At 73.1% G+C, this 24,948-nt stretch carries 20 protein-coding genes and 2 tRNA genes; 5 read left to right on the forward strand and 17 right to left on the reverse strand.

Annotated elements, in window-relative coordinates:
- The first annotated feature begins 137 nt into the window (after nt 1–137).
- Complete coding sequence (locus ACSNOA_RS27825) at nt 138–1,466, forward strand: ABC transporter substrate-binding protein (protein ID WP_436662747.1); 1,329 nt, start codon at nt 138–140, stop codon at nt 1,464–1,466.
- A gap of 9 nt (nt 1,467–1,475) precedes the next feature.
- On the opposite strand, the gene ACSNOA_RS27830 is transcribed toward ACSNOA_RS27825, so the two are convergent.
- The 12 genes from ACSNOA_RS27830 to ACSNOA_RS27885 form a co-directional block, all read right to left on the reverse strand.
- Complete coding sequence (locus ACSNOA_RS27830; RefSeq protein ID WP_436662748.1) at nt 1,476–1,730, reverse strand: hypothetical protein; 255 nt, start codon at nt 1,728–1,730, stop codon at nt 1,476–1,478.
- A 123-nt stretch (nt 1,731–1,853) separates the two neighbouring features.
- Nucleotides 1,854–1,927 (reverse strand) — tRNA-Met (locus ACSNOA_RS27835).
- Between the two features lie 79 nt (nt 1,928–2,006).
- Entirely contained in the window at nt 2,007–3,386 is a 1,380-nt protein-coding gene (locus ACSNOA_RS27840; protein ID WP_436662749.1) for a GDSL-type esterase/lipase family protein, read from the reverse strand.
- Complete coding sequence (locus ACSNOA_RS27845) at nt 3,386–5,800, reverse strand: glycosyl hydrolase family 95 catalytic domain-containing protein (RefSeq protein ID WP_436662750.1); 2,415 nt, start codon at nt 5,798–5,800, stop codon at nt 3,386–3,388. Before ACSNOA_RS27845 ends, ACSNOA_RS27840 begins: the two co-directional genes overlap by 1 nt.
- A gap of 78 nt (nt 5,801–5,878) precedes the next feature.
- Nucleotides 5,879–7,708 carry an alpha-galactosidase D gene (locus ACSNOA_RS27850; protein ID WP_436662751.1) on the reverse strand — a complete coding sequence of 610 codons (1,830 nt, stop codon included), beginning with the start codon at nt 7,706–7,708 and terminating at the stop codon, nt 5,879–5,881.
- 62 nt (nt 7,709–7,770) lie between these two features.
- Nucleotides 7,771–8,937: an ROK family protein gene (locus tag ACSNOA_RS27855; RefSeq protein WP_436662752.1), complete on the reverse strand. Its 1,167-nt coding sequence runs from the start codon at nt 8,935–8,937 to the stop codon at nt 7,771–7,773.
- Between the two features lie 199 nt (nt 8,938–9,136).
- Nucleotides 9,137–9,210 (reverse strand) — tRNA-Met (locus ACSNOA_RS27860).
- Between the two features lie 163 nt (nt 9,211–9,373).
- On the reverse strand, nt 9,374–10,300 hold the full coding sequence (locus ACSNOA_RS27865; RefSeq protein ID WP_436662753.1) for a hypothetical protein: 927 nt from the start codon (nt 10,298–10,300) through the stop codon (nt 9,374–9,376).
- Nucleotides 10,290–10,799 (reverse strand): SigE family RNA polymerase sigma factor, encoded by a 510-nt coding sequence (locus tag ACSNOA_RS27870; protein WP_436662754.1) that lies wholly within the window; start codon nt 10,797–10,799, stop codon nt 10,290–10,292. The genes ACSNOA_RS27865 and ACSNOA_RS27870 overlap by 11 nt, the downstream gene beginning before the upstream one ends.
- Before the next feature lie 142 nt (nt 10,800–10,941).
- Complete coding sequence (locus tag ACSNOA_RS27875; RefSeq protein ID WP_436663403.1) at nt 10,942–13,980, reverse strand: UPF0182 family membrane protein; 3,039 nt, start codon at nt 13,978–13,980, stop codon at nt 10,942–10,944.
- A gap of 87 nt (nt 13,981–14,067) precedes the next feature.
- Nucleotides 14,068–15,081, reverse strand: a complete 1,014-nt coding sequence (locus ACSNOA_RS27880) for a YlbL family protein (protein ID WP_436662755.1) — start codon at nt 15,079–15,081, stop codon at nt 14,068–14,070.
- 58 nt (nt 15,082–15,139) lie between these two features.
- Nucleotides 15,140–15,292 (reverse strand): hypothetical protein, encoded by a 153-nt coding sequence (locus ACSNOA_RS27885; RefSeq protein ID WP_436663443.1) that lies wholly within the window; start codon nt 15,290–15,292, stop codon nt 15,140–15,142.
- On the opposite strand from ACSNOA_RS27885, the gene ACSNOA_RS27890 reads away from it, so the two are divergent.
- The gene (locus ACSNOA_RS27890) at nt 15,263–16,492 is read left to right on the forward strand and encodes a zinc-dependent metalloprotease (RefSeq protein WP_436662756.1); all 1,230 of its coding nucleotides are present in this window, start codon (nt 15,263–15,265) and stop codon (nt 16,490–16,492) included. The genes ACSNOA_RS27885 and ACSNOA_RS27890 overlap by 30 nt on opposite strands.
- Before the next feature lie 319 nt (nt 16,493–16,811).
- On the opposite strand, the gene ACSNOA_RS27895 is transcribed toward ACSNOA_RS27890, so the two are convergent.
- On the reverse strand, nt 16,812–17,420 hold the full coding sequence (locus tag ACSNOA_RS27895; RefSeq protein WP_436662757.1) for a hypothetical protein: 609 nt from the start codon (nt 17,418–17,420) through the stop codon (nt 16,812–16,814).
- Between the two features lie 129 nt (nt 17,421–17,549).
- Nucleotides 17,550–18,083 carry a M48 metallopeptidase family protein gene (locus ACSNOA_RS27900; protein WP_436662758.1) on the reverse strand — a complete coding sequence of 178 codons (534 nt, stop codon included), beginning with the start codon at nt 18,081–18,083 and terminating at the stop codon, nt 17,550–17,552.
- Between the two features lie 527 nt (nt 18,084–18,610).
- Here ACSNOA_RS27900 and ACSNOA_RS27905 point away from each other — a divergent pair.
- The 3 genes from ACSNOA_RS27905 to ACSNOA_RS27915 all read left to right on the forward strand — a co-directional run bounded on the left by ACSNOA_RS27905 (nt 18,611) and on the right by ACSNOA_RS27915 (nt 21,511).
- Complete coding sequence (locus ACSNOA_RS27905; protein WP_007072829.1) at nt 18,611–18,778, forward strand: DUF5679 domain-containing protein; 168 nt, start codon at nt 18,611–18,613, stop codon at nt 18,776–18,778.
- 205 nt (nt 18,779–18,983) lie between these two features.
- Complete coding sequence (locus ACSNOA_RS27910) at nt 18,984–20,033, forward strand: TOMM precursor leader peptide-binding protein (RefSeq protein ID WP_436662759.1); 1,050 nt, start codon at nt 18,984–18,986, stop codon at nt 20,031–20,033.
- 131 nt (nt 20,034–20,164) lie between these two features.
- Nucleotides 20,165–21,511 (forward strand): ABC1 kinase family protein, encoded by a 1,347-nt coding sequence (locus ACSNOA_RS27915; RefSeq protein ID WP_436662760.1) that lies wholly within the window; start codon nt 20,165–20,167, stop codon nt 21,509–21,511.
- Between the two features lie 326 nt (nt 21,512–21,837).
- Here the strand turns inward: ACSNOA_RS27915 and ACSNOA_RS27920 are convergent, their stop codons facing one another.
- The 3 genes from ACSNOA_RS27920 to ACSNOA_RS27930 form a co-directional block, all read right to left on the reverse strand.
- A complete protein-coding gene (locus ACSNOA_RS27920) occupies nt 21,838–22,203 on the reverse strand; it encodes a WhiB family transcriptional regulator (protein WP_436662761.1) in 366 nt (121 codons plus the stop codon).
- A gap of 132 nt (nt 22,204–22,335) precedes the next feature.
- Nucleotides 22,336–22,590 (reverse strand): hypothetical protein, encoded by a 255-nt coding sequence (locus ACSNOA_RS27925; RefSeq protein ID WP_436662762.1) that lies wholly within the window; start codon nt 22,588–22,590, stop codon nt 22,336–22,338.
- A 123-nt stretch (nt 22,591–22,713) separates the two neighbouring features.
- The gene (locus ACSNOA_RS27930; protein ID WP_436662763.1) at nt 22,714–24,876 is read right to left on the reverse strand and encodes an ATP-dependent DNA helicase UvrD2; all 2,163 of its coding nucleotides are present in this window, start codon (nt 24,874–24,876) and stop codon (nt 22,714–22,716) included.
- Nucleotides 24,877–24,948 lie beyond the last annotated feature (72 nt).

Raw genomic sequence — 24,948 nt, forward strand, 5'->3', positions numbered from 1 at the left:
CGATCACCGTGCCTGCGCTCGCCGGCCCGTGCTGCCGGCACCGGCGCCGGGTGTGCCCGGACGGCCGTTGACACCTTCGGGCCGTCCCTGCGTGAATGGGCCGACCGTCCCGTCCGCCGTGTTCCCAGGAGTCCCGCGTGCCCCTTTCGCGACCCCGGTCCGCAGGGGCCGATCCCGGCCGGCGGCGGGTGCTCGCCGCGTTGCTGGGCACTCCGGTCCTGGCCGCCGGCGGTCTCACCGGGTGCAGCGCCGGGCCGGCGCCCGCGCCGGTCCGGGAGGGACCGGTCGAGCTGTCGGTTTTCTGGTGGGGCGGGACGAGGCGCGCCCAGCTCACCGAGAAGGCGCTGCGCCTCTACACCGAGCGCCATCCCCGGGTCGGCTTCCGCGTCACCTGGCAGGGTTTCGACGGCTACTACTCGCGGCTCGCCACGCAGGCCCTCGGCGGGAACGTGCCGGACCTCGTCCAGGTCGACGACGGCGTGGTCACCGAGTACGCCCGCCGGAAGATCCTCCTCGACCTCACCGACCACGTGGCGGACAACCGGCTCGACCTGCGCGAGCTACCGGAGGGGCTGGCCCGCTACGGCCAGGTGGAGGGCCGGACGATGGCGGTGGCCGCCGGGCAGACCGTGGCCGCGCTGGTGTTCAACCGGGACCTGCTGCGCACGCTGCGCGTGCCGGAGCCGCGCGCCGGGATGTCCTGGGACGACTACGTCGACTGGGCCCGCCAGGTGACCCGGGCCAGCCGGGGCCGGGTCGCCGGCACCATGGACCCGTCCGGTGACCACCGGGCGCTCTGGCTCTGGCTGCGCGGCCGGGGGCGGGAGTTCTACCAGGGCCGGCAGCTCGGCTTCGGGGTCGACGAGCTGGTCGACTGGTTCGAGTTGTGGCGGGAGGCCCGCGTCGCGCGGGCGACCCCGAGCGCGGCCCTCGTCGAGCAGGCCGACAGCGGCGAGCCGGCCCGGCAGCTCGTCGTGTCGGGGTTGACCGCCGCCTCCTTCGCCTGGTCGCACCAGCTGCCCGAGCTGCAACGCCTCACCCGGTCGGAGCTGGGGGTCGCGCCCTTTCCGGGGTCGGCGGCCACCCAGTGGCCGCGGGCCTCGATGTACTGGGCGGTGTTCCGGGGCAGCCGAAACCCCGAGGCTGCGATCGACGTGATCAACTTCCTGACCACCGACGTCGCGGCGGGCGCCGTCCTCGGCCACGAGCGGGGGCTCACGCCGAGCCGGGCCGTCCGCCGGGCCGTGACGGCCGGCGTCACGGACCCGGCCGAGCAGCGTGCCGCCACGCTCGACGGCGTTCTCGACACCGGGTTGGGGCCGGCCCCGGCACCGCCCCCGCAGGGTCACCCCCGGGTCCGCAGCCTGCTCGTGGCGGCCGCCGAGAGCGTCCGGGCCGGCCGGGAGGACGGGCCGACGGCCGCCACCCGGTTCCTGGCCCAGGCCGGCGCAGCCCTCGCGGGCTGACCGGCCCCCTCAGCGCCGGGGCGGGCCGCCGCGCCGGTTACGCATGAGTCGCAGCAGCAACAGGACGATCACCACGACCACCACGAGGCAGCAGAGGAGACCGAGGAATCCGAAGCCACCGCCGCGCGACCGCCGCCGGGCGGCCTCCACGACCACCTCGCCGGTGCCGGTCGACGCCCAGGCCGCGACCGGGACGAACACCGCGAGCACGACCGAACCGAGGACCGCGCCGAGCCGGCCCCACCACTTGCCGAAAGAAGACATGCCCACATCCTCGCCGAGGAGCGCAAGGTCGGCACGGCGGTCGACGGCCAACACGCGAGGGGCACCTGCCGTGAAACGACAAAAACCCGGGCCCCTCATCTCTGAGGGACCCGGGTCATCTCGTAGCGGGGACAGGATTTGAACCTGCGACCTCTGGGTTATGAGCCCAGCGAGCTACCGAGCTGCTCCACCCCGCGTCGGTGAAAACAACTCTACCCCATCGTCTCCACCGGGTTTCGCGGGCCTCCCGATTCGGCGCCGTGGCGTTCCTCCGCTTCAGCGGTCGCACCGCAGCGCGGACAGGTCGACGGCGTCGGCCATCGCCTGCATGCCCTTGTCGTTCGGGTGGAGGTGGTCCCCGCCGTCGAAGAACGGCAGGAGCGCCTGCGGGTCGTACGGACTGCGTGTGATCCGGTCGAGGTCCACCACGGCGTCGAACGCGCCACCGCGCCGGATCCACTCGTTGACGCCCTGCCGCACCGCCTCGCCCGCGTCGTCGTACTCGGGCCAGCCCTTGTACGGCATGACCGTCGCGCCGACCACGCACTTCCCCGCGGCGTGCGCCCGGTCGACGATCTGCCGGTAGCCGGCCACCAGGTCGTCGACGGTGACACCGGCGTGGGCCTTGATGTCGTTGACGCCTTCGAGCACGAACACGGTCTCGACACCGGGCAGGGAGAGCACGTCGCGGTCCAGCCGACGGAGCGCGGCCTGCCCCGCGCCGTCGGCGAGCACCCTGTTGCCGGAGATGCCCTCGTTGGCCACGCCCTTCACCGTCCCGCCCGCCAGCGCCTGGAGCCGACGGGAGAGGTAGTCGGGCCACCGACGGTTCTCGTCCGACGTGGAGGCCCAGCCGTCGGTGATGGAGTCGCCGAGCACCGCCACGGCCCCGATGTCCGTGGACGTCTCCACGGTGACGGCGTCCAGCCAGTACCAGGAGTCCGTCCGGTCGATCCAGTTGGTGGCCGCCTCCTCGGCGGCGTGGTCACCGGCGGCCGCGTACGAGGTCTGCATGGCCATGCCGTGACCGGTCGTCGGCCCCTCGGCACCCGTCACGTACAGGCTGACGACGAGGTCGCTCTGCGCGGCCAGTCTCCCGGGCAGCGGATCGCTGTACGCCGTCTCGCCCGCCGGCACCGTGACCGACGCCCGGCCGCCGAACGTCAGCCGGCGGTTGCTGCCCCCGATCAGCTCCGCACCCTGCCGCCGGAGCCCCGCGTACGCGCTCGCGAAGGTCACCGGGTGCTCGCCGAAGGCGTTGCTCAGGCGGATCCGCAGGTCCGTCCCGCCGACGCTGGTGCGTACGACGAGGCGGTAGCTGCGGTCGGCGGGCCCGGCGCCCTGCCGGTCGGCGCTGGCGCCCCAGGTGACCACGGCGTGCCGGTCGCGAGCCGCCGTGGCCGAGGCCGGCGCGTTTCCCGCGACCGCCACCGACGCCGCCGGCCCGGCCGACACGGCCCGCGCGGCCGGCCCGGCCGACACGACCCGCGCGGCCGACACGGCCGGCGCGGAGGACCCGCCCTGCGCCGCCGGCCCCGCCTGCGCGGGAATCACCGTCAGCGGTACGCAGACCGCGGCGGCCAGCACCGCGCGGGTCGCCCGGCGCCGGTCGACCGGGCGACCGCGCCGGACGGTGTCGCGGTGCGGGCGGCGCATCAGAAGTCCCTCAGGGTGACGGACCCGCCGGGGGCCAGGTCGACCCGCCGGGTGACGCCACCGGTGACCACGGTCGTGCTGCGGCCGCCGACGCTCGTGAGGGTGGCCCGGGTGACCCGGCCGGCGCGCCAGGCGAGGTCGACGACGAAGCCGCCGCGGACGCCCACCCCGGACACCGAGCCGGAGGCCGCCCACGCGGCGGGCAGCGCGGGCAGCAGCTCGACGTGCCCCGGCCGGGAGTAGACGAGCATCTCGACGACCGCGGCGGGTGTGCCCAGGTTCGCGTCGATCTGGAAGATGCCGCGCCCCGGGTTCGTCTCGTAGATGTCGAAGAGGTTCATGGCAGTGCCGTTGCCACCGTCGATGGACGGCTTGAGGTTGGTGGCGATCAGCCGGTACGCCTTCTCCGCGTCCTTGAGCCGGGCCCAGCACAGGCTCCGCCAGGCGTTGGCCCAGCCGTAGCTGTTCATGCCGCGCGCGGTGAGCAGCGCCGTCGCGCCGGCGACGATCTGCGCCGGGGTGGAGTCGTCGGGGCGGATCCGGTCGCCGGGGAAGAGCCCGATAAGCGGGGAGAGGTGCCGGTGGGTGGTCTCACCGAGGTTGTCGGGCGACATCCACTCCTCGAGCCAGCCCGTCGTGGGGCTGACCACCGGCAGGTAGAGGCGGTTACGCAGCTCGTCGACGGTCTCGGCGTAGGCGCTGTCCCGCCCCAGCACCCGCGCCGCGGTGTGGTAGTTCCCGAAGAGGTTCCAGACCAGCTCCTGCGCGTAGGTGATGCCCCGGGCGTCCTGCGGCCCGTGCTCGGGCGACCAGTCGCCGTCGTCGACCAGCACCTCGCGGGTGACGCCGGACGCGTCGGTGACGGTGGTGGTGACGAGGCGGGCCGCCCAGAACTCCACGGCGCCCTTGAGCAGCGGATAGACCTTCGCCAGGTAGGCGCGGTCCTGGGTGTACTCGTAGTGCTCGAAGAGGTTCTGGCAGAGCCAGGCGTTGCCGGCCGGATGCCACCACCAGCCGCTTCCGCCGTACGGGTTGGTGGAGAAGGCCACCGCCCAGCCGGCGATCCGGCCGGTGGAGTTGCGGAACCGGTTGGTGGGGCTGTTGAACAGGCGGCGGGTGACGTCCGTCCAGGATGGCAGTTGCGCGAGGCAGTAGTCCGCGAGCGCGTCGAAGCAGACTCCCAGGCCCACCCGGTCGGCCAGCCAGTAGTTCATCTGGATGTTGACGTCGGTGTGGTAGTCGCCCATCCAGTCCGGATCGTTGCCGTCCAGCCACGGGCCCTGCAGGCCCATCGGCAGGCTGCCCCGCGATCCGGCGATCGTCAGGTAGCGGCCGAACTGGAGGTACGCGGCCTCGAGTTCCGGGTCGGGCACGTCGCCGCGCCACCGCGCCTCCAGCCGCTCCCAGGTGTCGAGTTCGCGCTGCGCGGCCGACGAGCCGCCGAGGTCGACGGTGAACCGCTCGAACAGCGGGCGGACGTCGGCCACGTGGGTGTGCAGCAGGTCGCGGACGGACTCGCGGGCCGCGGCCAGGACCTTGGTGCGGGCCAGGCGCTCGGGGTCCACGGACGGGTCGCGGAAGCCCGCGGCGGCGTCGGGCGCGTAGTTCGTGCCCCCGGTCACGATGACCGTGAGGTCCCGGCAGTCGGTGAACGAAATCGAGGTGCCGGTGACCGTGATCCGGCCGCTGTCGCTGCGCACCGTGACGGCGGCGCCGTACCTCAGCCCGTTGGCGAAGGACGCGCCGAACGACGCGCAGCGGTGCGCCACGTCGACGGTGGTCGACTCACCGTGGGTGCCCGCCAGGGCGACCGTGCCCGTGTACGCGCCCCGGCCCTCCTGTGTGAAGCGCAGGACGATCACGTCGTCGGGGCGGCTCGCGAAGATCTGCCGCCGGTAGGTGACGCCGCCCACCTCGTACGTGGCGCCGACGAGACCCTGCGCCAGGTCGAGCGTACGGCGGTAGTTGTCGACGCCACCCAGGTCGTGGCCGGGGATGTCGACGGTGAGCGTGGCCAGCAGGGTGAGGGAGCCGAAGTCGTCCCGCCCGTACGGGAACTGGCCGTCGCTCTGCAGGGTGTCGTTGCGCCCGCCGGTCCAGAGGGTGGCGTCGCTGATCGTCAACACCTCGCTGGCGGGGTCGTTGCCGGCGAGCGCGCCGAGGCGGCCGTTGCCGACCGGAAGCCCCTGCTCGATGAGGGAGGTGCCGGAGCCGGGGGCCCGCCACCACAGCTCGTTCCTCGCGGCGTCGGTCGGGGCGAGCAGGGGCGATTCGGTGGGGCGCCGAGGGGCCGCCGACGCCGCGAAGGCGGGCAGGCCACCCAGGGCGGTGACCACACCGGAGGCGGCGGCGAGGGCGAGGAAACCCCGCCGGCTCGGGCCGATGTCGCGCGATTCGGTGTTCCGGATGTCCATGTCGGTGCTCCAACCTGGCGGGCGGCGGGGTCCTCCGGCCGGGGGCCCGACCGGGTGGCCGGGCCCCACGGGGATCGGTCAGGGGGTCTGCGGGACGTCGATCCGGTCGATGTCGGGGGCGTACCAGTCGGCGCTGTCGACGGTGATGGTGTTGGCGCCCGCCCGGAGGGCCAGCTGGACGCTGATCGTCTCGGCCGTCCCCCAGTCGCCCGTGGAGGGGAACTTCACGCTCGTGCCGTTGCCGTCGTTGGAGGAGACGGTGGCCGAGCGGGCGTCGCCGCTCACGTAGGCGATGGTGACCGTGTAGATGCCGGCCCTGCGCACCGTGACGTCGTTGAACCGCAGCTTGCCGCCGAGGTAGAGGTTGCCGACCTTCTGGCCGCCCGAGCAGGCCTCGCATCCGGCCGGGGCCGCGTTGCCGCTCAGGGTGTTGGTGGCCGCCTCGGCCTCGTAGCGGGTGGTGACCAGCGCCGGCCCGTCGGGCCGGACGGTGAACAGCCGGGAACCGTGCGCCGGCAGCGCCGCGCTGATGCTGTCCCGGTACGCCCCGAGGTTCTTCCGGTTCCACAGGTCGCGCACGGCGGCCTTGCCGGTGAACCCGAGCGACGCCCAGTGGGCGGTGACCGAGGCGGGCGCGTCGGCGAGGTTGAACAGGGCCACGGTCCAGCTGCCGTCGGGGTTCTTCGCGGCCCAGACCTGCTGGTCGCCGGCGGGCGTGACCGGTCGGGCGGGCGCCGCGCCGTCCTGGTCGACCGCGATGACCTCGCGGTTGGTGAGCAGGGACAGGCCGTAGTCGTCGAGCCGGGTGAGGTCGTCGCCGGTGTACAGCGGCGACTTCGAGATCGCCCACAACGTCATGTACGTCTGCCGCTCGGCCCGGGTGAGGCCGTCCATCTCGCCGTTGCCCACGTTGAGCGTGTCGAGGTCGTTCCAGCCGCCGGGGCCGGCCTTGCGGCTCCAGGCCGGCGCGTCGTCGAACCGGTCGTCGACCGAGTTCTCCCAGGTGACGAGCGTGTTGCAGTAGCACTCGACGTCGGTGTCGATCCGCCAGCCGTTGGAGTACCGCTGCCAGTCGGCGGCGTGGTTGATGTCCAGGGACCAGGACAGCTCGAGGTGGATGGGCCGGCCGGCGGCGGCGATCGCCTTCTGCCAGGCGGCCACGTCGGCCACGTTGTCGTAGTTGTCGCCGGACTTGAACGAGCCCGGCCCGACGCCGTCGAGCTTGAGGAAGTCGTAGCCCCAGTCGGCGAACATCTGCGCCTGCGAGTCGATGTACCGCTGGGCACAGGGGTTGTCGAAGTTCAGCTTGTAGGCGCTGTCCCAGCCGTTCGTCGTACGCAGGTCCGGGTAGACGATGTCCGCGGTGGTGCAGCCGGGCGCGTTCCAGATGGGCGCCGCGCCGTCCGCGTACGCCTCCTTCTCCAGCCCGACGGGCAGGTAGATGCCCGCCTTCAGGCCCTTGCCGTGGATGTGGTCGGCCACGGCCTTCATGCCCCGGGGAAACCGGACCGGGTCGGGCGTCTGCCGGGCGTACCCGTCGAACCCGGGCTTCCAGGTGTTGTCCCGCCACCAGCCGGCGTCGATGTTGACGTACTCGTAGCCGAACGGCTTGAGCGTGGCGGCGAGCGCGTCCGCCTGCTTGAGGACGTTGGCCTCGGTGAGGTAGCTGTAGTCGCCGTCGGGGTTCAGGCCCGGGTACTTGGACGACTGCATGCTCCAACTGCTCCACCCCAGGTAGGGGCGCGCCGCGAGACCGGTCGTCGACGGCGCGGCCGTGCCGCCGGGCGTCGCGGCGTCCGCCGGCGTGCCGGCCCGCGCCGGCACGGCCCCGCCGCCCAAGGCGACGGCGAGCGCCGCGGCGACGACGACGCCGGTCCGACGCCCGGCACGTCTGCTGGCTGTTTCCACATCAACCTCCTGCTGGGGTGGTGTCCGTACGACCGGGCCGACCGTGGCCGGCCGTCGTCGGGTCAGGGAAGGACGAGCGACTGGATGCTCACGGCGGCCGCGCCGCGGGCCCACTCCTCGAACGGGAGCGGACGGATGGACAGGGGGCACTGGGCGGCGGCGCCGAAGGCCTGGCGCTCGAAGCTCGCGCGGATGGTCGTGTCGAACAGGTCGTACGCGGCGAGTCCCTCCCCCGAGACGACGATCCGGGTGGGGCCCACGAGGTTCGCGACGGCCGCGATGCCACAACCGATCGCGCTGCCGGCGCGGGCGAAGACGGCCCGCACGTCCTCCCGGCCGCCGCGCGCCAGCGCCACTGCCTCGTCGAGGCTCAGGTCGGGGCGGCCCGTGCGCTCCCGGGCCTGCGCCACGAGGGCGTCCGTGCCAGCGATGGCCTCGACGCAGCCGCGACCGCCGCAGTGACAGTCGGGGCCCGCGGCGTCCACGGGGAGGTGACCGATCTCACCGGCGACGCCGTACGAGCCGGAGACGAGCCGGCCGTTGACGACGAGGCCGCAGCCGATGCCCGTGCCGACGGTGACGAGGGCGAACGACTCGGCGCCCACCCCCTCGCCGAACCAGTGTTCGGCGGCCGTCAGCGCCTTCACGTCGTTCTCCACGGTCACGGTGAGGCCGGTGGCCCGGGTCGCGAGGCGCCCCAGCGGCACGTCGCGCCAGTGCAGGAACGGCGAGTAGCGCACGAGGCCGCTCGTGCGGTCCACGTCGCCGGAGAGGGAGAGCCCGAGCCGGCGGACCCGGGCCCGCTGACCGGGCAGCTCGTGGAGGAGCGTGTCCATGAGCCGGCCGAGCTCGCCGAGCACGGCCTCGACGCCGGAGTCGGCCAGCGGTCGGCGGGCCGTGGCGCGCACCCGGGCGCGCAGGTCGCAGACCACGCCGATCAGCTCGTCGGCGGTGATCTTCACGCCGAGGAAGAACTCGCGGTCGGCGCGGACGGCGAGCGGGCTGGCCGGACGCCCGGCGCCGGGGCCGGTGCGCTCGGTCGCGGCGAGCTCGTGCAGGTAACCCCGTTCGATGAGCGGGCGGGCGGCCTTGGTGACGGCGGCCGAGGAGAGGCCGAGCCGCCGGGCGAGCCGGACGCGGCTCACCGGCCCCTCGGTCAGCACCGCCGTGAACACGGCCGTGGCGGCCGGCGCCCCGATGAGCGCGCCCGTGTCGTCCGCGGGAGACATGCCCGAAAGCCTAAGGAAATATTTAACTTCTTCAAGTATTGATTTGGGTCCGGAGCCGTCCTACAGTCACCCGCACCGCACCCGGCCCCGCCCGCACCCGGCCCCGCCCGCACCCGGCCCCGCCCGCGCCCGGCCCTGGACATGACGAAAGCCCGCCCCCGGGATCCGGGAACGGGCTCTCACCTGGTGTTTCTCGTCGTAGCGGGGACAGGATTTGAACCTGCGACCTCTGGGTTATGAGCCCAGCGAGCTACCGAGCTGCTCCACCCCGCGTCGGTTCGTAAACCGTAACGCACGCCCCCCGTACTCCGCAAAACGGCTCCGGTGCGGGGTGGCCGGCAGCCGGAGCCCGGCTGCCCGGCGGCCAGCCGGCGGCGTAGCGCCGGGCGGCCGAGGCACGCGACCGGGCCGGCGGTCGCCCGCCGGCCCGGCGGCCTCAGTCCAACCAGTCGGAGACGGCCCGGACCGCACGCCGGCTGTAGTCGTCGACCTGGCGTCGGTCACTCGACGTGCCCTCCCAGCCCATCTCCCACAGCACCGTCACCACGTCGCCGGTCCGGATCGCCCGGATCAGGCGGATCGACTCGCCGTCCACCGGCTCGCCTCCCGCGAACGCCGGTTCGCGGATCTCGATGAGCACCGCCTCGTCGCCGAAGTCGCCGCCCGGCAGCAGCCGCAGCCGGGACGCCCGCCCGTCGCCGCTCTCCTGCTGGGGACAGTTCCGCACCGCCCGGCGCAGCTCGGCCATCCAGTCGTCGGCCCGCCCGGGACGGTGGATTGTGATGCTGTGCCGGTAGCTGCCGTACGGCACGGTGCCCTCCGGCTGGTTCGGGGTCAGGTGGTAGAAGAGCGCGCGGCTGCGGCTCCGCACCACCCCGCCGTCGAGGTCCGCGCCGCAGAGGTCCGGCAGCACGTTCCCGTCGGGCGTGAAGACCGGCGCCATGGCCGTGGTCGCCGCCGGCTGGACGAAGAAGGCCCGGTCCGGGATCGACGTGGGCGTACGCGGTGGCCGCGTCCCGGCCGTCGTGCGGGCAGCCGACGGCGTGCCGGCCGGGGTGACCCGGGACGGCGAGGTGGCCGGGGACGGCGTGACGGGCGACGGGGTCACCGGCACGGGAGACTCGGTCACCGCCGGGGCCGGCGTGTCGGCCGGGGGCGCGACGGGACCCTCGTCGCTGGCCAGCACCAGCCGGGTGCCGGTGGCGGTGCCGGCGACCAGCAGCGCCACGACGGAGGCGGCGACCGCCATCCGTACCCGCGCACGCCGGTCGGCTCGCCGGCGCAGCACGTCCGGCCCGTCGAGCGCGCGTCCGTCGGCGTCGGTGGCGAGCGAACGGTAGAAATCAGGCAGGTTAGGCGACATCGTGGGCCTCCAGCTCCGTGGCGGAGACACCGGGCAGCAGCGCGGCGAGCCGCGCGCGCCCCCGGGACAGCGACGACTTCACGGTGCCGGTCGGCACCTGCGTCTCCCGGGCGATCTCCTCCACCGACATGTCGAAGAGGTAGTGCAGGGCGAGAGCCTGCCGCTGGGCGGCTGGCAGCTGGCGCAGGGCGGCGAGGAGCAGCACCCCGTCCTCGCTGGGCGGCGGCACGACCGGTGGCGGCCCGCTGCGGACGAGCGCCGACCGCCACCCGTTCAGCCGCCGCCAGCGATCCGTGGCCAGCCGGGCGACGACCAGCCGCAGCCACGCCTCCGGCGCCGGGTGCGCCGACACGCGCCCCCACTGCCGCCAGGCCCGGGCGTACGCCTCCTGCACGAGGTCCTGCGCCTCGGTGTAGTCCCCGACGACCGCGTAGCCGTACCGGAGCATCCGTCGGGACGTGCTGCGGTAGAACTCGTCGAAGCTGCCCGCGTCCCTCATGTCGTCACCACGCTTTCCGGGCGCCGCGCCCCTTTTCAAGCAGGACGGACGAAAGGCGCGGCCGGTTGCGGTCGGAGAGACGACAGAGCCCCCGGCACCGGGACCGGTCGGTCCACGGGCCGGGGGCCTGCGGTGTGTCGGATCAGTCGCCCGCCGGTGGGCTGGTGCTCGGCGACGGCGGGGTGCTCCCCGGTGACGCGCTGCCGCTCGGCGTCGGCGAACCGCTCGGCGTGCCGGCTGCCGGGGTCACCTGACCCTGCGCCTGCTGGAAGGCGCTCATCGCCTCGTCCAGGGCCTTGAGCGCCCGCCCGTACCGCTCGAAGTCACCGGACGCCTGCGCGGCCCGGACCTCGCCGATGGCGTCCTGCACCCGTTCCGCCGCGGCGGCCAGCTCACCGGTGAGCGGTGGCGGCGTGTTGTCGCCGGTCGGTGGAGGCGGGTTGGTGCCGCCGGTGGTCGGCGGGTTGGTGCCCCCGGTGGTCGGCGGCGGCGCCCCCTGCGCGGCCTTCTTGCCCTGCTCGACGAGCTGCTTGATGCCGTCGGTCAGGTTGTTGGCCAGCGCCACGAACGAGCCGCCGTCGCCGTACGAGACGAGCACCCGCTGCAACTGCGGGAACGCGTCCTCGTTGTTGCTCTTCACGTAGACGGGCTCGACGTAGAGCATGCCGTTGCCGAACGGCAGGGACAGCAGGTTGCCGTACAGCACCTGCGCCTGGCCGGACGCCGCGAGGATGTTGAGCTGCCCCCGGATGTCGCCGTTGTTGGTCATCTGCTGGTGCACCTGCACCGGCCCGGAGATCCGGGTCTGGTCGGGCAGTTCCAGCACCTCCAACCGCGGCTGACCGTCGACGTACGACCCGGAGATCAGCGCGGCGAGGTTCTCCCGCTTGTTCGGCGTGACCGCCGAGGTGAGCTGGAACCGGGGACCGTCCTGGCCGGGGAACTGGGTGAAGAGGTAGTACGGCGGCTGCTTCTGGCCGCTGTCCGGTGCGTCCGGCACGTTCGGGACCTGCCAGAAGTCCTGGGCCGAGTAGAAGTCGCCGGGATCGGTGACGTGGAACTTCGTGAGCAGGTTGCGCTGCACCTTGAACAGGTCGTTCGGGTAGCGGAAGTGTTCGGCGAGCTCGGCCGGGATGTCCTTCTTCGGCAGCACCAGGTCACCGCCGAACGCCTTGTTCCACGCCTTCAGCACCGGGTCGTTCTCGTCGAACTCGTACAGCCGGACCGTGCCGTCGTACGCGTCGACCGTGGCCTTCACCGAGTTGCGGATGTAGTTGACGTCTTCCCGCGCCAACTGGAACGTGCCCCGGCCGGTCAGCTCGTCGGTGGTCTCCTCGCGGAGGTTGACGCGCTCGGCGTACGGGAAGGTCGCGGCCGTCGTGTAGCCGTCGACGATCCACTGCACGCGGCCGTCCACCACGGCCGGGTACGGGTCACCGTCGAGGGTCAGGAACGGCGCGACCTTCTCCACCCGGTCGCGCGGGTTGCGTACGTAGAGCAGCTTCGAGTCCTCGTTGACCGCGCCGGAGAGCAGGAAGTTGGACTCCTGCTCCTTGATCGCGTACAGCAGTCGCCGGGTGAACGAGCCGATCTCCACGCCGCCGGTGCCCGTGTAGGTGTAGAACTCGCCGCCGCCCTCGCCGACCGGCCGGTCGAACTCCGCCTTCTTCTCCGGGTCGGGCTGGCCGACGATCGCGTAGTCGTCGTCGCCCATCCGCTCGCCGTAGTAGATGCGCGGCTGGTTCGCGGGGATCTGCTCGGTCTGCGAGGAGCACGCCTCCTGCGTCCGGTCGCCGAGGAAGCCGGAGACGAAGAACGGCTGCCCGCCGCACACCACCTGGTTGGCGGGGGCGGCGACCAGGCCGTAGCCGTGCGTGTAGACGGTGTGCCGGTTGATCCAGGTGTTCTGCTGGTCGGTCAGCTCGCCGTAGTTGATCTCGCGGACGCCGACCACGTAGTCCGACGTCTTGCCGTTGACCCCGTACCGGTCGATGTCGAGCTTCGGGCCGAAGTCGTAGAAGCCCCGCACCTGCTGGAGCTGGGTGTACGTCTCGCTGACCAGTTGCGGGTCGAGCAGTCGGGCGTTCGGCACCACCGAGGTGTCGGTGGCCAGACTGGCGGGTGGAGTGAGGTTGTTCGCCGCGTACGGGGTTGTCTTCGTGTCCGCCAGGCCGAACGCCGCCCGGGTCGCCTCGATGCTGCGCTGGATGTACGGCGCCTCCTTCTCCTTGGCGCTCGGCTTCACCTCGAAGGTCTGCACGGCCCACGGGTAGATGCCGCCGATCGCCACCGCCGAGACACCCAGCAGGGCGAGCGAGATGCCCGGCCACACCAGGTTCCGCATCCAGGCGTTGGAGAAGATGATGATCGCGACCGCCACCACGACGGAGATGTACGCGAGGATCTCCTTCGCCGGCAGCAGCGCGTTGACGTCGGCGTAGCCGGCGCCGTAGAGCTTCGCGCCCTCGTTGTACTCCAGCAGCATGGCCCGCCGGTCCAGCACGTACGCGATCGCCTTGAGCGCCACGAAGACCGCGACGAGGGTGCTGAGGTGGGCGCGGGCGGCGTTGGTCATCCGGTCGCCGACGCCCTGCAACCGGACCCCGCCGAAGATGTAGTGCATGGCGAGCGCGCCGACCACGGCCAGCACCACGGCCGTGAACCCGACGCCCAGCAGGTAGCGCCAGAACGGCAGCTGGAAGACGTAGAACCCCACGTCGACGCCGAACTCCGGGTCCTTCACGCCGAAGTCGCCGCCGTTGCGGAAGAGCAGCCACTGGTTCCACCGGCTCTGCGCGGACAGGCCGGCGAACAGGCCCACGATCGCGGCGACGACCGCGATCCAGGTGCCGAGCCGCGGGGTGAGCGCCATGCGGTAGCGCTCCAGCGTCGCCTGCTCGACCGAGTGCGGGCGCAGCCGCGGACGCAGCCGGTAGGCCAGCCAGAGGTTGCCGCCGACGATCACGGCCATGGCGAGGCCGATCACGACGAAGAGCAGCAGTCGGGTGACGAGCACACCGGTGAAGACCTGTGTGTAGTCGACCTCGTCGAACCACAGCCAGTCCGTCCAGGCCTGTACGCCCCAACCGAGCAGGGTGAAGAGCGCGAACACCCCGACCAGGACGGCGATCGTGACGCGTCCGCGCCGACTCATCCTCGGCAGAGGGCTGCTGCTTCGCATGACCACTGTTGGCTCCGCACGCTCGATGTGATCGGCTCCGACCAGGCACCCAGAGTACGGGGTGTTCCTGAACGTGGCGGCCCGTGGTCAGCAGCGCGTCGGCTGGCCTCCGGCGCGGAGCGTCTCGAGCGCCTTGAGCGCCTCGTCCAGCGAGCCGATCCGGATCAGCGGCAGGTCGGGCTGCGGGTTGCGGACGGCCTCGGCGCAGTTGTCCGCCGGCACGAGGAACACCTTGGCGCCCGCGTGCTTGGCGCCGACCAGCTTCTGGGCGATCCCGCCGATCGGGCCGACCTTCCCCTCGTCGTCGATGGTGCCGGTGCCCGCGATCACCATGCCGCCGGTCAGGTCGTCGGGGGTCAGCTTGTCGACGATCCCGAGCGCGAACATCAGGCCGGCGCTGGGCCCGCCGATGTCCTCCAGGTCGATGCTCAGGTTGAACGGGTGCGGCTGCCGCTGCTCGATCTCGACGCCGATCCGCGGGTGGCCGTCCTGCTCCCGGCTGGTGACCCGCGCGGTGGCCGGCGTACCGGCCCGGGTGTAGCCGATGGTGAGCGCGGTGCCCGACGGCTTGGCCCGGATCAGCTCGGTGAGCCGGGCGGCGACCGGAACGGGCTGCCCGTCGACCGAGGTCAGCACGTCGCCGGGCTTGAGCAGCCCCACCGACGGGCCGCCCGCGGTCACCGACTTCACCACCACCTGCACCGGGAAGCCCAGTTCCCGCAGCGCGGCGGTCTCGGCGCTGGTCTGCGAGGCCGCGAAGTCCTCGGCGTTGCGCTTCTCGACCTGCTCCTGCGACTCGCCCGGCGGGTAGATCAGTTCGCGGGGCACGACGGCCTCGTCGTCGGAGAACCAGCCGGCGATGGCCGAACGGAGCTTGACCGACGGCTGGACGCCGACCGTGGTGAGCCGCAACTGCCCGGCGGAGGTGGAGGTCGCCCGGCCGGAGACCTGGATGACCTCCTTGCCGTTCTCCGTGCCCAGCGTGTTGACGGTCGGTCCCGGGCCGAGCACCACGTACGGGATCGGCGCGCCGAGCACCCCGATGCTGAGCAGAGCGGTGAGCAGGGCACCGAGGAGGACGGTCACGCCGCGACGTCTCATGCGGCAGAGCGTACCGACCGGGCCGGCACGCACCGGCGGTACGCGGGCGACTTCGCCCTCAGCGCAACGCCAGCGGCACGACCTGGGGCGCGGCGCGCGTACCGTAGACCTCGTGCCTGATATTCCGTTCGGTTTCGCACTCCCGGGTGGGCAACCACCAGACCCCAACGATCCCGCGCAGATGCAGCAGTTCATGTCGCAGTTGCAGCACCTGCTCTCCTCGTCGGGCAGCGGGCCGGTGAACTGGGACCTGGCCCGGCAGGTGGCCGCGAGCCAGCTCGCCGCCGCGGGCGACCCGGCGGTGTCGCCGTACGAGCGCAACGCCGTCGAGGAGGCGCTGCGGCTGGCCGACCTGTGGCTGGAGCCGGCGTCCGCGTGGCCGTCCGGCATCCAGACCTCGGTGGCCTGGAACCGCAACGAGTGGATCTACAAGACGCTGGACGTCTGGCGCAAGCTCTGCGACCCGGTGGCGAGCCGGATGGTCGGCGCCATGGGCGACCTCGTGCCTCCGGAGGCCCGCGCCCAGCTCGGCCCGATGCAGTCGATGGTCGCCACGCTCGGCGGCGCTCTCTTCGGCGGTCAGCTCGGCCAGGCGCTGGGCTCGCTCGCCGCCGAGGTGCTCTCCGCCGGTGACATCGGGCTGCCGCTCGGCCCGGCCGGCACGGCCGCGCTCATCCCGGCCAACATCAAGGCGTACGGCGAGGGCCTGGAGCTGCCGGAGGACGAGGTCCGCCTCTACGTGGCCCTGCGCGAGGCCGCCCACCAGCGCCTCTTCCAGCACGTCCCGTGGCTGCGCGGCCACGTGCTGAGCGCCGTCGAGATGTACGCCTCGGGCATCCGCGTCAACCGGGAGGCGATCGAGGAGGCGATGGGCCGGGTCGACCCGACCGACCCGGAGTCGATGCAGGCCATCGCGCTGGAGGGCATCTTCACGCCGGAGGACACCCCGGCGCAGAAGGCGTCACTGGCCCGCCTGGAGACCGCGTTGGCGCTGGTCGAGGGCTGGGTGTGCCACGTGGTGGACAGCGCGGCCCAGGGCCGGCTGCCCGACGTGGTACGCCTCGCCGAGGCGTTCCGGCGGCGGCGGGCGGCCGGCGGCCCCGCCGAGCAGACCTTCGCCGCGCTGGTCGGTCTGGAGCTGCGCCCACGGCGGCTGCGCGAGGCGGCCGCGCTCTGGGCCGCGCTCACCGAGCACCGCGGCATCGCCGGCCGGGACGCCCTCTGGGGCCACCCCGACCTGCTCCCCTCCGAGGACGACTTCGCCGACCCCGTGGCGTTCGCGATGGCCGACGTCGACATCATGGATGAGCTGGAGAAGTTCGACTTCACCGCTCCCGGCGGCCCGGAGGAGCAGGCGCCCGGCGAGAAGGAGCGGCGACCGGACGACGACGAGGGCGACAACCGCTCCTGACCCGTCCCGCAGCCGCGGGCCCGCCCGCGACGGGACTTCACCAAGAGTGAGATCGACGCGCGAACGGCGTGACCCGGCCAGCCGCGCGACCCCGACCTCGGACTGCTAATCACTGCGAGCCTGATGCCTCAGAGGCATATTTATGACTCTGAGGCATCAAGCCTTCGGGCGATCCGCTCCGGTCGGGGCGGCTCCGCCAGCTCGCAACGCCCACCGGCAGCGGCGCGACGCCGACCGCCAGCCGCGACGCGGTGCCAACACCAACGGTGGCGCGGCGCTGACCACCAGCCAAGACGCGCGCCGGACCAGGACCAGGCAGTCAGCCGGGGTGGCCCGCGCCGGAGAGCAGGGCGCGGGTGGCCTCCCACCCCTCGACGGCCGGGTCGAGCATGGCCACGTCGGCGGGCCCGCGCTGGCGGCGCCAGGCCGGTGTCACCGCGAGGTCGCCGGGGCGGGGAGCGGCGGCGCGTACGGTGCTCGGCAGCGTGCGGTCCAGGTCCACGGGCGGCAGCCAGTGCGGCACGGGCAGCCGCGCGGCGATCCCGAGCAGCCCCGGTCCGCCGCCCTCGGCAGGCGCGACCGCCACCGGGCGGCTGGTCAACGGGCGGAGCAGCTTGCCGATGGTCAGCCCCGGTAGGTCGGGCGCGTCGGCGGCGATCACGGCGGCCTGGTCGTACCCGGTCAGCGCCGCGAAGACGGCGCCCGGCGTCGGCTCGGGCACCTCGTACACGGCCATGTCGGGCCACGTCACCGCGTCGGCGAGCGCCCGGTCTGCGGGGGTCACCGCCACGGCGGTGTCGACCTCGGCCAGCATGGCGAGCAGGTCGACCGTGTCCTCGGCCAGCGCCGCGCGCCACCGCGCCGAATCCACGCCCGGCGGCGCCCAGGCCACCGGCCCCAGTAGCGCCACCACCACCCGCCGCACCATCCCCCGACCCTAACCCCCCACCCCGCACCCGTCCCGTGATCATGAGGTTGGCGGCGCGTCCGAAGATCGAAGGCGCCGCACACCTCATGATCGACGCGCCCGCCGGAACGGTGGGCAGCGCCGGGCTGGTCAGTCGGTCAGGGCGGGGACGGCGGCGGCCGCTGCCACGCCCTCCAGGTAGCCGCGGGCGCGCTCGGAGCGGGGGTAGCGGGCGACCAACGCCCAGAACTCGGCGTTGTGGCTCGGCACGATAAGGTGCGCCAGCTCGTGCAGGAGCACGTAGTCGATCACCCAGTCGGGCATGTCCTGCACACGGTGCGAGATCCGGATGGTGCGGTCGGCGGGGGTGCACGAGCCCCAGCGGCCGTTCTGGTTGGTGACCCACCGGACGCTGGCCGGCACCGCCCGGGCGCCGTACTCGGTGAGATAGGTGGTGAGCAGCCGGGTGGCCCGTGCGAGCAGCTCGGCGTCGGAGCGGGCGAGGCGCCCCTCCCGTGCGGCGAGCCGGGCCAGCATCCGGTCGACCCACTCGCTCTCCTCGGCCCGGGAGAACTGGTCGGGAATCAGGACGACGACCCGCTCGCCGTCGCGGTACGCGGACACCGTGCGTCGCCGGCGCTGGCTGCGCCGCACCTCGACAACCGGCTTGCGCGCGCCTGCCATCACAGACCCGCGCAGCCTCGGTTTGCTGCCACGAAGGAAAGCTACTGCCTAGTGACCAGGGGTACGCAAGGGTCAACCCTCCGACACGCGCCCGGAAGATGGCGATTGGTCGCCAGGAGTCCTGAAAATTTTCTTGCCGGAGTGTGGCACCGCACGACCGTCACGCTTCGTGGCGGCTCCGAAGCCCGCCCCCTGGGAGTGGGCGGTGCGCACCCCCACCGTAAGTGATCATCCCGCTCGGCCGTCCGCCGGGGGGTGCCCAGGAGCCGTCTGAGGCGGTTTGGTCGGCGTGTCCGCGCCAAACTGACTTATCCGACGTTATTCGCCGTGCACACTCTCGTGGTCGGCTTCCTCACAGTGTCGCCGCACAGCTGACATGGAACCGCCCGCACCTGGGTAGGGTCCGCGGACCAGCGGTCACGCGAGTGGCCGTAGGAGTTAGACCCGAGCGCCGGGGCCCCGTGTGGCCCGCCGCCGGGAACCCCGCCGGGACGGTATCGACCGGCGGACGAGACGAGGAGGGCACCGTGGCCGACCAGGCCCAGACCTACAACGGTTACTGCGTCAAGTGCAAGGAGAAGCGGGACTTCGAGGGGCACATCGAGGTCTCGAAGACCGGGATGAACATGGCCAAGGGCAAGTGTCCGGTGTGCGGCACAACAGTGAACCGCATCCTGGGCAAGGCCAAGGTCTGACCCGACCACGACGACGGGGAGGGGTGGCTCGGACGGGCCGCCCCTCCCCGTCGTCGCACCCGGGGCGCAGCCTGTCGGCTGTCCGACAGGCGACGCCAGGGGCTGTGGATAACCCGGGAGATCCTGTGGACAGCCCTGGACAGAGGCGTCCGCACCTGTGGACAACGATCGACGCAGCGCAGGGACTCGGTCACGATTCGTCGTCATGAGCCGCGCCGTCCTTCCCCGCCCCACGTTGCTGCCGGGCCTCACCCGGCTCTGGCGTGACCGGCACACGCTCCAGCTCGGCGTCGGGCCGGGCCGGGCCGTCCTGCTCGAGATCGCCGACCCGCGCGCCGCCCGGCTGCTCGACCTGCTCGACGGCACGCGCAGCGAACGCGGCGTGCTGACGCACCCGGTCGCCACCGACGTCGGCGCCGACCAGGCCCGTACGCTGCTCGACGCCCTGCGCGCCGCGGGCCTGCTCGTGGCCGGGCACTCGCTGCTGCCGCGCGACCTCGCCGGGCCGACCCGGGCCCGGCTCGCCGCGGAGGCCGGCGCGCTCGCCCTCGCCGCCGCCGCGTTGCCCGCCAGTCCGGCGCAGGTGCTGCGCCGGCGGCGAGCCGCGCGGGTGCTGGTGACCGGGCCCGGCCCGCTGGGCGCGGCGGTCGCCGTGGCGCTCGCCCAGGCCGGAGTGGGCCAGGTCACCACGAGCCTCGCCGGTCCCGTACGCCCGACCGATCTGGTGGGCACCGGCATCCCGGCAGCGGACCTCGGACGTCCGCTCACCGCCGCCGTGCGGGACGCCATCGCCCGCGCCGCCCCCGGCGCCGGGGTGCCGCACGGGCGGATCCGTGCCGACCTGGTGGTGCAGGTCGGCACCGACCGGCCCGCGGCGCTGGTGGCCGCCGGCCACGCCCAGCGGCGCCAGCCACACCTGCTGGTCACCGTGCGGGAGGGTGTGCCGGTCATCGGGCCGATGGTGCGGCCTCCCGTCGGTCCCTGTCTCCACTGCGTCGACCTGCACCGCGCCGACCGCGACCCGGACTGGCCCCGGCTCGCCGCCCAACTCGCCGCCGGGGAGCCGGCTCCCGCGGGCGCCGCGGCGACCCTGCTCGCCGCGGCCGGGTACGCCGTCGCCGAGGCGCTGGCCCAGCTCGACGGGGGCGCCCCCGAGACGCTCGGTGCCGCGGTGGAGATCGACGGCCCCGGCCGGTTCCGCCGTCGTGGCTGGCCGCCGCACCCGTCCTGCGGCTGCTTCCGGCGCGGCCGGTGACCCGACTCGCCGGAAAGAATCAACGGAACCTGTCCCCTGACGCCCGTTGTGCGCCCGGGCGTCCGGACCGAACGACGGTCGCCGGGGGCGCTCAGCAGCCGCGAGCCCGCCGAGTCGGTAACAATGACCGGGTGACCGACATCCCGCGCCGGGCCGTGTCCCGGACCGCCAAGCTCGCTTCACTGCCGCTCGGCTTCGCCGGGCGCACCGTCCTCGGCATGGGAAAGCGCGTCACCGGGCTCGCCTCCGACGTGATCTCGGCGGAGATCCAGCAGCGCACCGCCGAACAGCTCTTCAGCGTCCTGGGCCAGCTCAAGGGCGGTGCCATGAAGTTCGGGCAGGCGCTGTCGGTGTTCGAGGCGGCGCTGCCGGAGGAGATCGCCGCGCCCTACCGGCAGGCGCTCACGAAGCTCCAGGAGGCGGCGCCGCCGCTGCCCGTGGCGAGCGTGCACAAGGTGCTCACCGAGCAGCTCGGCCCGGACTGGCGGGACCGCTTCGTCGAGTTCGACGACCGTCCGGCCGCGGCGGCCAGCATCGGGCAGGTGCACCGCGCGGTCTGGCGGGATCCGGGGTACGGGCCGTCGGGTGCGCCCCACAACCGGGACGTGGCCGTCAAGATCCAGTATCCGGGTGCCGGGGACGCCCTGCTCTCCGACCTGAAGCAGCTCTCCCGGCTCGGCGGGATGCTGCGGGCGATCCAGCCCGGGCTGGACGTCAAGCCGCTCCTCGTCGAGCTGCGCGAACGCATCACCGAGGAGCTCGACTACGAGCTGGAGGCCGAGTCCCAGCGGGCTTTCGCGGCCGCGTACGCCGACGACCCGGAGATCTACATCCCGGCGGTCGTCTCGTCCGCGCCCCGCGTGCTCGTCACCGAGTGGGTCGAGGGCACCCCGCTGGCCGACATCATCCGGGAGGGCACCGAGGAGCAGCGGGACGAGGCGGGTCGCCTCATGGCCACCCTGCACCTCTCCGCGCCCATGCGGGCCGGGCTCCTGCACGCCGACCCGCACCCCGGCAACTTCCGGCTGCTGCCGGACGGCCGGCTCGGCGTCATCGACTTCGGCGCCGTGGCCCGGATGCCCGAGGGCACGCCCGAGCCGATCGGCCGGCTGGCCGGCCTGGCCCTGCGCGGCGACGCGGAGGGTGTGGTGAACGGGCTTCGTGAGGAGGGCTTCCTCAACCAGACCGATCCGATCGACGGGCAGGCGGTGCTGGACTACATCCGGCCCATGCTCGAGCCGGTGGCCGCCGACGAGTTCCGGTTCACCCGCGCCTGGCTGCGCAGCGAGGCCGCCCGGCTGGCCAGCCCCCGCTCGCCCGCGTACCAGCTGGGCCGGCAGCTCAACCTGCCCCCGTCGTACCTGCTCATCCACCGGGTCACCCTCGGCTCGATCGGGGTGCTCTGCCAGCTCGAGGCGAAGGCGCCGTACCGGAGCATCCTGGAGCGCTGGCTGCCGGGCTTCGCGCCGGTCGCCTGAGCGTCCCCACGTCGGCGACGACGCGTCCTTCGACGGACACACCGAGGGGCGGGTGGCCGGAGACCGGCCGCCCGCCCCTCGGTGGGTGTTTCTAGAGAATGCCCAGTTCGCGCGCCGACTGGTTACGGCTGTTCATGGCGACGGTGCGGGCGGATCGGGTTGCCTCAGTGCTCGTGGTGCGTCCGGCCTGAGGCCGGCGCATTCGAGCCCTGGACAACGCTTCGTGAAGTAGTTGCATCTCGATGACTCCGTTCGGGACGTGCAGCATGGTGTTCTCACTCGTCACCGGTGTGGCACCGGCGTAGTTGGGACGGGTCGGGTTCATGTCAGGCCGCCAGCCGGACCGCGTTACGCCCCTGGGCCAGGCCACTGGCCGCGAGACGCGCCTCGGCCTCGACCCGCAGGGCCGCGTCGCGGGCGACGTCCTCCTTGCGCGGACGGCCGCGGGGCCGCTTGCGCGGGACGACCGCGCCACGCTCGAAGATCTCGCCACCCCAGACGCCCCAGGGCTCGGCACGCTCCACCGCGCCGGCGAGGCACTCGACGCGCAGCGGGCAGTCCCCGCAGAGCGACTTGGCCAGCTCGAGCTCGGTGGGCGAGTCGGAGAACCACAGGTCGGGGTCGAACTTCCGGCAGGGCAGGTTCGCCTCCAGCTCGACGTTCACGTCGAGCGAGGCCAACGCCAGACTCATCACCCGGTCACCTCTCTCTCACTTCGATTTCGTGGATCGCTACTTCCGACTACTTCGGCGGGACAAAAAACTGAGGCCGCGGATCCCGGTGTGCGGGTTCCGCGGCCTCGAGGTGAGCCGGTGGTCTGGTGATCAGACCGGTCTACCTCGAGGTGGAACACCGCGGACGTCCGTGCGCTTGTTGGCGACATCGACGCCCATGCCCGTGAAGCCACTGGTCCCCTCGACTCCGATCGGTGCGACGGTGAGGTTCAGCTCGGCCTGAACCTGGACCTGGTGCACCTGCGGAACCGACGGTCGTGCGGCGGCAAGGGCCACCCGGACAGCCGACAGCGGAGCGCAGGCAGCTGGCATCGCCGCCGGACGCTCATAGGTAAAGATCTTCACGGGTGCCACCTCCCTCACGTTCCTCGAATCGACTGGACCTACCCCCCGTGAGCAGGCCGAATGGCGCCGCTCGCGAGGTGTGTCCTGAGGCTATTCCTCGCCGCACGGGGAGGGCAAACGAATTTACGACTCGATTTCGAAAGTTTTCTCCGGGCAGACGTCCTCGACGGCCGCGCCCGAAACCAGCGCCAGGACGGAATCTCCGTAGAGGCCCACTTTGCGTGGTCCGATCCCGGCGATCGCGATCAGCTCCTCGGGGCGGCCGGGACGCCGCTCGGCGAGCGCGACCAGCGTGGCGTCGGTGAACACCACGTACGCGGGGACCTTCTGCGCCCCGGCCACCCGCCGGCGCCACTCGCGGAGCCGCTCGTGGAGTTCCTCGTCCATGTCGGAGGGGCAGGTCGCGCAGCGGCCGAGCTTCCGGTCGGGACCGGCGAGCAGGGTCGCGCCGCAGATCCGGCAGGAGACGATCTGCGTACGGCGGCGCTCCGGCCGGGCCGTCGGGCCCGGGCCGCGGGCCCGCTCGCCGCCGCCCGAGCGGTCCAGCTGTGGCAGGAAACGCGACGGCCGCCGGGCCCGCCCGCCCGGGGAGCGCGCCACGGCGTACGACAGCCAGAGCCACTCCCGGGCCCGGGTGATCCCCACGTAGAGCAGCCGGCGTTCCTCCTCGACCTGCTCCACGGTCTTCGCGTACGTCGTGGGCAGGGTGCCCTCGGAGAGCCCGACCAGGAACACCGCGTCCCACTCCAGCCCCTTCGCCGCGTGCAGCGAGGCGAGGGTCACCCCGTCCACCGTCGGCACGTGCTGCTGGCTGGCCCGGCGGTGCAGCTCGTCGGTGAAGTCGCCGAGTGTCACCGGCCGCTCGACGGCCGCCGCCTCCCCGATGGGGAGCACCGTCGGGGTGGCCGCGTACTCCTCGGCGAGCTGCACCAGCGCGGCGAGGGCCTCCCAGCGTTCCCGGGCGGCGCCACCGGCCGGCGGGGCGTCGGGCGCCCAGCCGACCGCGGCGAGCGCCTCGACGACGGCGGCCGGCAGCGGGGTGTCCCCGGGGAGGGAGCGGGTGGCGGCGCGCAGCGCGACCATCGCCTGCCGCACCTCGGCCCGTTCGAAGAAGCGCTCGGCTCCCTGCACCACGTACGGCACCTCGGCCTCGGTGAGCGCCTTCTCGTACGCCTCGGACTGGGCGTTGGTGCGGAACAGCACGGCGATCTCGCGGGCGGGGGTGCCGGCGTCGACCAGCGCGCGGGCGCGGGCGGCCACCGCGTTGGCCTCCGCCGGCTCGTCGGTGAAGATCCGCAACTCCGGCTCGGGGCCGGGCGGGCGCTGGCCCCGCAGCTCCAGACGGAGCCGGGCCTCGGTGCCCCGCGCCTGCGAGATCACCGCGTTGGCGAGCCCGACGACCTGCGGCGTGGAGCGGTAGTCGCGCACCAGCCGGACGACCACGGCCGCGCGGTGCCGGCGCGGGAAGTCAACGAGGTACGACGAGGTGGCCCCGGTGAACGAGTAGATCGTCTGGCTCGCGTCGCCCACCACGGTGAGGTCGTCGCGCCCGCCGAGCCAGGCTTCCAGCAGCCGCTGCTGGAGCGGGTTCACGTCCTGGTACTCGTCGACGACGAAGTGCCGGTACTGCGCCCGCACCTGCTCGGCGACGTCGGCGTGCTCCTCGATGCCCCAGACCGCGGCGCGGAGCATGTCCTCGAAGTCGATCACACCGTTGCCGCGTTTGATCTTCTCGTACGCCGCGAAGACCTCGGCCACCTTCGCGGGCTCGTGCGGGGTGTCGCGCAGCGCCTTGGCTGCCGCCACCACGTACTCCCCCGGCTCGACCAGCGACGACTTGGCCCACTCGATCTCGCCGGCCAGGTCGCGGGCCGCGGCGCGGTCGGTGCGCAGGCCGACCCGCGCGGCGGCGAGTGTCACGAGCCGGACCTTGCTGTCCAGCAGCTCCGGCATGGCCCGCCCGTCGAGCAGCCGGGGGGCGAAGTAGCGCACCTGGCGCAGGGCCGCCGCGTGGAAGGTGCGTGCCTGGACGCCTGGCACGCCGAGGACCGTGAGACGACTTCTCATCTCGGCGGCAGCCCGGGCCGTGAACGTGACCGCCAGCACGTGCCGGGGGGAGATCTCCCCGGTGAGGGCGCGGTGGGCGATCCGCGAGGTGATGGCGCGGGTCTTGCCGGTGCCGGCGCCGGCAAGCACGCAGACCGGCCCGGCCGGCGCGGTCACCGCGCTGCGCTGCTCGGGATCCAGGCCGGCGAGCACCCGCTCCGCCGCTGAGTGAACCACCACAGCCAGGAATTCTGGCAGCCACCCCGGACGTTGCAGCGGTTAGCCTCGGCTTGATCGGCAAGCCACCGGGCG

The organism is Micromonospora sp. URMC 103, assembly GCF_051386435.1.
Classification (GTDB): domain Bacteria; phylum Actinomycetota; class Actinomycetes; order Mycobacteriales; family Micromonosporaceae; genus Micromonospora.